Source organism: Oleiphilus sp. HI0080 (assembly GCF_001635135.1).
The window spans coordinates 1-631 of the sequence record NZ_LWFU01001169.1 but is presented as its reverse complement, the minus strand read 5'-3'; the positions used below and the strand labels follow the sequence as shown (position 1 = coordinate 631).

Annotated in this window: 1 protein-coding gene; it reads right to left on the bottom strand. The window is 51.0% G+C overall.

Annotated features, from left to right (window positions below; genetic code table 11):
- Positions 1 to 614 (bottom strand): ATP-binding cassette domain-containing protein (locus A3751_RS20845; protein WP_197466578.1); only part of this gene is annotated, 614 nt, incomplete at its 3' end.
- Positions 615 to 631: the final 17 nt, after the last annotated feature.

Below are 631 nucleotides of genomic sequence, written 5' to 3'. Positions count from 1 at the left end.
ACCGCCTGCAACTCGCTTTCTGGCGCGCCTTTAAGATTGCCATAGGCAATGTTGTTTGCGATGGTGTCGTTAAACAGCGTGACATGCTGTGTCACCAAGCCTATCTGGTCACGCAGAGAGCGCAGAGTATAGTCAGCCAAGGGCACGCCATCCAACTCAATACTTCCTGCGGAGGGCTCGTAAAATCGGGGCAACAAATTGGCCACGGTGGATTTACCGCTCCCTGAACGCCCCACCAACGCGACAGTTTGTCCTGGCTCTATTGTCAGATTGAACTGTTTGAGCACGTCTTGTTCACTTGTCGGATATCGAAAACGAACGTCTTTAAACTCGATTCGCCCCGTCACCTTTTCGAGTACCTTTTCGCCTTTGTCTTCCTCAGGGTCGGCGTCCATGACTGCAAATAAATCACGGGCGGCTGCAACTCCACGCTGAATCTTCTCGTTAATCTGTGTCAGCTGTCGAATTGGCTTAGCCATCGTAGAGGCGGCAGTAATAATGACCACAAACGTCGCCGCGGTCATATCTCCTCGAACGTCCGGAGCAAGAGCCAGCCAAATCAAAATAGAAACCGACAACGCCACCAATAACTGAATAACTGGTGTGCTCACCATCTTGGTAAGCTCCATTT